The sequence below is a fragment of the Thiorhodococcus minor genome (assembly GCF_010820565.1).
GTDB lineage: Bacteria > Pseudomonadota > Gammaproteobacteria > Chromatiales > Chromatiaceae > Thiorhodococcus > Thiorhodococcus minor.
In genome coordinates, this window is record NZ_JAAIJQ010000148.1 from 1 (window position 1) to 6,212 (window position 6,212).

Sequence of the window (6,212 nt, forward strand, 5' to 3'; positions counted from 1 at the left end):
CACCCTGCTGACACAGGCCGTCCTCGCGCTTTCCGATGCCGTCGAGGCGGTACGGCCAGACCGACAATTTCCACGCCGCAATCCCGGCAAGCTCAAGCCCGGATTCCACCCGGCGTACTGCCGGACGGCTTAAGTCCATGGCATTGAGATGTCACTCGGGCTCGCAATCCGAACAAGGCGACAGCATCCCTGTCGGGGTTCAAAGCCGGATTCACAACGATTTGCAGGTTGGGCGTGATCTGAAGGTTCTCGGTAAGCTGGACCCTGTAGAAGACCTCGCTTATCCACTGGTCGTCGCGGTCGACCCCGAACGTATCCGAATTAGGGCGGCTCCAGTTGAGGCCGACGCCGAGCTGGTTGCCGCCGGGCTTGTTCTGGTAATTCTCACAGGCACATGTCGATAGTATTCAGGCCGCCGCCGCCCACCTCTTCGGGCAACCCCGAGGCAAGAAGGCCGAGATCCTCGGCCTTCTTGTGCAATTCGTTCGCCAACTCGGGCCTCACCACCTGAGTCACTTCGACCCCCGTTTCGTACGGGGCGAGCTTATTTTGGAAACATGCAGCCAACAAATTTTGAGGTGTCCAGCGGGTCTTGAAAATTCGCTTTGCGCTTATTAATGAAGGCGTCGGCTCCCTCGTGAAGGTCCTGCGTACGGGATAGCACATCGAGCACGTCAAGCAGCTTCGCAATTGCCTGCTCCTCGGGTAAGTAAATGCCATACCGCAACACCTGCTTGACGGCACAAATGGCCTGCTTCGGAGCGCTTGCAAGCCTTGCAGCAATTTTTTTCGCGTGTGCGAGCACCTCGCCCTTAGGCTTAACGTGATTGGCGTAGCCCCACGCGAGCGCTTGCTGCGCATCGATCATATCACCCAGCAAAAACAACTCACTGGCGCGGCCAATACCGATACGCCGTGTTATACGCACTGAGCCTCCACTGCCGGGTATGGCGCCAAGGTTTATTTCGGGCACGCCGAATTTTGAATTTTCGGCGACCACGATGATGTCGGCGCCGGCTGCGAGTTCCATGCCGCCGCCTAGCGCATAGCCTTCAATGGCCACGACTGTGGGTTTCGGGAAATTGGCGAATTTGGTGAATGTTTCGTTCTCAGGAGCGAGCTTGCGAGACACGACGGCACCGTCCGCCAAGAGTCCGGGAAATTCCTTAATGTCGGAGCCGGTGCCGAAAGCGCGGTCACCGTCGCCTGTGAGTACAATCGCCCCTATCGCTGGGTCAGCTTCCAGGCTGGTCAGGGCCTCGTCCAACTCGCGTCTCATATCCAGTGTCATCACGTTCATCGGCGGGTTAACCAGGAACAATGTTGCAACGGCGCCATCGATCTCCACGCGTAATTTTTGGTCACTCATTTTTTTCTTCCTCTAGTAACTATGAGTCGTATGTGCGTTACATGCTGATCATTTCAGCTTCTTGTGAACACTGGGTGTCTTTTCTCTACAAATGCTTTGGTCCCTTCCGCCTTATCATTCGAATTAGCAACTACTCCAAAGACTGATGCTTCCTGGTGGATGCCATCTTTATTTGACATATCATTTCCAGCATTCATGACCTGTTTTGCACTTGCAACGGCAAGTGGACCATTTCTTCCTATAACGTTTAAACACTCAACTGCTTCTTGCAGGCAGCTTGCTTTATCATCTGATACTCTATTCACCAATCCCCACTCATAGGCTTTATCAACATTTATAAAAGTGCCTGAATAGATAAGCTCTTTTGCTCGGTTTCGACCAATGTATTTTGGAAGTCTTTGGGTTCCACCAAAAGCAGGTAACACACCCCATTTAACCTCAGGCTGTCCAAAACTTGCTTGCTTCGAAGCAAAAATGAAATCGCAAGACATTGCCATTTCACATCCACCTCCAAGTGCAAAGCCATGAACACAGGCAATCATAGGCAGGGCCAAGTCTTCCATTGCCAAGGTGACGGCCTGTCCTGTTTCAGCAAAGACTTGTGTTTCTTGCGGAGTCATTTCAGACATCGCAGTGATATCCGCACCTGCCATAAAAGCTTTCTCTCCAACACTTGTTAGAATAACGCCTTTATATTTTGAAACATCGATATTATTTATCGCATCCAACATCTCATTTAAAACCGTTTTGTTCAAAGCATTCAGTTTGTCGGGCCTGTTTACTTCTAAATAGAAAATACTGTCTTTTTCAAATGTATTGATCGTTTCATAAGTAGTAGTCATGTCTTCATCACTCTCTTTTAGCGTTTGCGTTTCTGCTGGCTTAATCTGATCCCGGATTTCCTCCAGCCTCGTCTGCGGCTGGAGGTATCAATTGCATTCATCCTCGTTGGATGATCAATCGCAACCCGAGTACGCCGTCACTTGTGTCAAACAGGACACTCATCCGACGCTCTTACTTACCGTCACCCGCGGCCAAACCAAGTTCGCGAAGGATCTCTTCGGTGTGCTCACCGAGCTGTGGCGCCATTATTCTCGTAGTAACGGGGGCGTCACTGATATGAACAGGGCAACCGATGGTCGTAATTTTACCAAGAATCGGGTGATCAATATCGATTATCATATTGTTAATCTTCGTTTGTGGGTCATCCATTACTTCACTTAATTTGCGGACCTTGGAACAAAGTACATCCTGCCCTTCAAAACGTGTCAAACTTTCTTCCATTGTGTATTTGGCAATTTCCTTGCGGAGTGTATCCTGTATAACCGCTTTGTTTCTGATCTGAGAAGCCATATCTGGGTAAGGAACGGTAAGATCATCTATTTCCATTGCAGCGCACATAGCCTGTAGCGGGTTGGGCATAAACGCTCCAATCACCACAATTGGCCCATCCTTGGCCTCGGCGTGAATAGCGAGTGGCATTGCCGCCCAGTTCAGAACTTGTTTGTATTTGCTCCAGTAGGCTGCTTCCTGCAGTTGCGTATGAATCATCGAATCATAAAGACACACATCCACTTTTCGACCAAGGCCGGTTTTTTCACGCCCAATCAACGCGGCCAAAATACCCTGACAGAGATGCATACCTCCGGTATAATCGCAGATAGCTGTTGGAACTATCGATTGTGGAACTGACGGGTCCGCGGTCTCATACATGAAGCCTGTTACAGCTTGGGCCACCATGTCCTGCCCAGGTTTTTTCTCATTTGGTCCGACAGGTCCGTAGCCTGTTGCGGACGCAAAAATAATGCGTGGATTAATCTCTTTGAGCTTCTCATAGCTGAAGCCAAGCTTGTCCATCACACCTGGGCGAAAATTGTTTACGACCACATCCGATACTTTGACGAGTTCATAAATAACCTTCTTTCCTTCTTCACTTCTCGTATCAAGTTCCATCGAACGCTTGTTGCGATTCATGGCGACATATGTCGGATTGTTAGTTGCCTCTATAGAGGTCCCGCCAACGGTATGCCGACTCAGGTCACCTACGCCCGGGCGCTCGATCTTGATTACATCGGCACCAAAATCAGCGAGCTGTAGAGTGGCAATGGGGCCCTGCTCGGCCTGCGTGAAATCTATAACGCGAATTCCGTCTAACGGAAGGTTTGTAGTATCTGTCATGGTCATCTCCTTAGATGATGGCTAGATGATGGTTCGCTCACCCTGTAATATCGGGTGAGCGAGCAGATTCGGCGTTAATCTTAGTCTTCGGTTTCGTAGTAAAGTATCCATTCGGCGTACAGCGCTGGCTTTTCCTCGCCTTCAATTTCAACGGTTAATGCAGTGATGAACTTGCAGTCGTGCTCATCCTTCCAAATAACATCCTTAACCTCTCCGTGTATGCGTACCCGCTTACCAGTGTGTACCGGGGCCAGGAAACGAACCTTGTCATAACCATAATTAAAACCATGTGGCATATTCTCAGGTATTGGAAAGTTAGCCATTATATAAGGTGTCAACCCCAGCGTTAATAAACCGTGAGCAATGGTTCCACCCATATCAGTTTTTTTCGCTTTTTCGGGATCAACATGCATGAAGTAGTTATCGCCTGTGCAGTGGGCGAATTCGTTGATGCGTTCCTGCGTAACTTCATACCATTCGGTTGGTTCAACCTTGGTCCCTATAAAATTGACGAGCTTATCTTTAGGTACGATTTTGTTCATGTTGTTTTCCTCTTTTTTAGTTTAATTGCCATCACTCGGCCCCTAGGAGAATTTGAGCGCATCCGTGCCTCTGTCGGGATCAGAACGTCACTCGGGCTCGCAATCCGAACAAGGCGACAGCATCTGCGGGGTTCAAAGCCGGATTCACAACGATTTGCAGGTTGGGCGTGATCTGAAGGTTCTCGGTAAGCTGGACCCTGTAGTAGACCTCGCTTATCCACTGGTCGTTGAGATCGACCCCGAACGTATCCGAATTAGGGCGGCCCCAGTTGAGGCCGACGCCGAGCTGGTTGCCGCCGGGCTTGTTCTGGTATCCAAAACCGCCGCTCACCGACCTTTCGTAAAGACCCCCGCCTTCATGGGCCCAAGCGGCACGCAAGAACGGCAACCAGTGCTCGCCCACAACACGGGAGACAGAGACATTGACGCCCCATCCGCTCTGCACGCCGCTGACGTCACTCTCATCCTGCTGCCAGACCGCGATATGCGCATTGTCGAACAAAAATCGCTTGCCACCTCCGGTGATCCCGATCTCCGCGGTCTTGAAGGTGTTGAAGTCACCGAAGAAAGTATCGAAGCCGTCGAACATGGATGTCGGCTGGTAACCGGCGTCCATGATGCTGGCTGCCGCATAAATGTTGTCGGTCAGATAGCCGCCGACCATCGCGCCAAGCGCGGCGTCCGGCAACACGATCATCGTGTTTGAGCCGACCGTAAAGGCGAGATTGAGAAAGCCGGTCCAAGGACTGGCCAACGCGTAACCATCGAAATATTCCTTCATATCAAGAAAGCCGACACGCAAGACAGCGCGGTCGTCGGCGAAGTCCTGCTTCCAATAGAGAGTGGTCGCGCGAAAGCCGTCGTTGTTGAAGACGGGTTCTGGCGTACCGACAAACCCGATATCGACGCCGAAGGCAGACGGCGGGATGTCGGTGTAGGCGTGCCGGTTTTCGATCTTGAACTCAACGCTGCCGGTGTTCGCCGCGCCGCGGTTCAGCAACTCCCAGGAGCCAAAGAAGCGCGCGACCCCAGAGGCCGCGGTGTCGTCGCCGAGGCTGTCGGTCGCGGCGAAACCCACTGCGAGGTAATCGCCGCCGAAGCTGAGCCCTGTGCTCTCGGCGATACCGGCCTTCCATCCTTCCCACGCTTTGAGGACATTGAGATTGAGTAGATCCGCCTTCTCCTCGCGATCATCGCGCAGGATAGTGGACACCGCTCGGGGGCCGCTGAAAGGGTCATGGTCAAAAGCATTTTGCACCGGCGCACCGGTGCGGGAGGCGCCCTGCTCTGAGTTCTCCGCGAAGGCAGGTTGCCAGCATATAAAGAATGAGAGCGCAGCCAGTGGCGCGACTGTCAGCCTTGGTGACAACAGGGCGTCTGCCGCACAGTAACGGTGCGCAGGGAGGTGCTGGGCGTTTCGCTCGGCTCTCAGACAAGAGCAACAGCCGACCTGGTCGAGGCGTCTGCGCATCGTGCTGAGGGCAGCGACCAACCCTAGGTGGGGGCTGCGTGACCATCGAGCCTTGCGTTTCATGGCAGCAAGGCTTAGATGCGGCTCTGGTGGGTTGCTGCCGCCGACAAGCGCCCGTTCGGGTGGACGGTCGGGCGCTGCCCATGCTTGTCGAACGGGCTGGCTTCGCTCCTCTGGCGATCCTTTCTGATCGGATACTGTTCTGGAACCGCGTGAAAGGACGAGTTCACGGCACGAGTACGCATTCGTCTCACCCGACGTCGCCGCTGATGAGGCGACCACTTCGGCAAGCTGCGGATAGGCCCGCAGCGTTTCTACAAACCAATCGATCATCTCATCCGCCAAGGTTTTTCCCCTACGGCGCAAGAGCTGCTGCGCTAGCCCGTCCGGCTAGTGGCCAAGCGGTACTTCAATCGCTCTTACGGTATTTTGATGAACCAAGCACGACCGACATCAGAAAGCGGTGCCGCAAAAGGCTACCGCCTCAGACGTGCCCGACTTCGATCGACGGCTCAACAGGGCCGAACGCTAACCTGCTGCGACACGGCTGACTAGAGTCCCTTTCGGGACGGTGTCCATGTCTTTCAAGGTCACATTTCGTGGCGGTCCCGGTGATCCGATGTCGCGTGCTTCAGCGCTCGCTCCCCGTCTG

General features: G+C 53.1%; 7 protein-coding genes. All 7 read right to left on the bottom strand.

The genetic code is table 11. The features are described 5' to 3' along the window. Positions 1-92: 92 nt before the first annotated feature. Entirely contained in the window at positions 93-407 is a 315-nt protein-coding gene (locus G3446_RS29335; protein WP_164456427.1) for a carbohydrate porin, read from the bottom strand. Next, complete coding sequence (locus G3446_RS25125) at positions 385-516, bottom strand: acyl-CoA dehydrogenase family protein (RefSeq protein ID WP_342450240.1); 132 nt, start codon at positions 514-516, stop codon at positions 385-387. Before G3446_RS25125 ends, G3446_RS29335 begins: the two co-directional genes overlap by 23 nt. A 28-nt stretch (positions 517-544) precedes the next feature. Beyond that, a complete protein-coding gene (locus G3446_RS25130; RefSeq protein WP_164456422.1) occupies positions 545-1,369 on the bottom strand; it encodes an enoyl-CoA hydratase/isomerase family protein in 825 nt (274 codons plus the stop codon). Between the two features lie 53 nt (positions 1,370-1,422). Next, the gene (locus G3446_RS25135) at positions 1,423-2,211 is read right to left on the bottom strand and encodes an enoyl-CoA hydratase/isomerase family protein (protein ID WP_164456423.1); all 789 of its coding nucleotides are present in this window, start codon (positions 2,209-2,211) and stop codon (positions 1,423-1,425) included. A 172-nt stretch (positions 2,212-2,383) separates the two neighbouring features. Next, positions 2,384-3,547 carry a CaiB/BaiF CoA transferase family protein gene (locus tag G3446_RS25140; protein WP_164456424.1) on the bottom strand — a complete coding sequence of 388 codons (1,164 nt, stop codon included), beginning with the start codon at positions 3,545-3,547 and terminating at the stop codon, positions 2,384-2,386. A gap of 80 nt (positions 3,548-3,627) precedes the next feature. Further along, positions 3,628-4,089 carry a MaoC family dehydratase gene (locus G3446_RS25145; RefSeq protein WP_164456425.1) on the bottom strand — a complete coding sequence of 154 codons (462 nt, stop codon included), beginning with the start codon at positions 4,087-4,089 and terminating at the stop codon, positions 3,628-3,630. Between the two features lie 79 nt (positions 4,090-4,168). Beyond that, positions 4,169-5,893, bottom strand: a complete 1,725-nt coding sequence (locus G3446_RS25150; protein ID WP_164456426.1) for a carbohydrate porin — start codon at positions 5,891-5,893, stop codon at positions 4,169-4,171. Between the last annotated feature and the right edge of the window lie 319 nt (positions 5,894-6,212).